1 protein-coding gene is annotated in these 255 nt (G+C 64.7%); it reads right to left on the bottom strand.

Translation table 11 applies throughout. The annotated features are described in order from the left end of the window. The coding region (locus AB4Y42_RS44630) for a 3-keto-5-aminohexanoate cleavage protein (RefSeq protein WP_368697945.1) at window positions 1–255 on the bottom strand (255 nt) is incomplete at both ends.

Here is a 255-nt window from a genome sequence, read left to right as displayed (position 1 = left end):
CGATCTGCTGCACGGAGCTCGCACGTTTGCCGTCCGGACCAATCAGCGTGTCCTCGATGCCGACGCGCACATGGAGGCCCAGCGCGATGGCCATCGTGTTCATCGGCACAACATTGCGGCCCAGCGTTTCGATCGTGAGCACGGCACCATCCGGCGTGCGGCGCGCGAATTCCAGCATGTCGGCCGGATGCAGCCCTGCTGCGCCACCACCGATGGCCACGTAATTGAGGTTGAGCGGACCGGTATAGACGCCCT

Source organism: Paraburkholderia sp. EG286B (genome assembly GCF_040965655.1).
Classification (GTDB): Bacteria; Pseudomonadota; Gammaproteobacteria; order Burkholderiales; family Burkholderiaceae; genus Paraburkholderia.
This window is presented reverse-complemented; position numbering and strand designations above follow the sequence as displayed.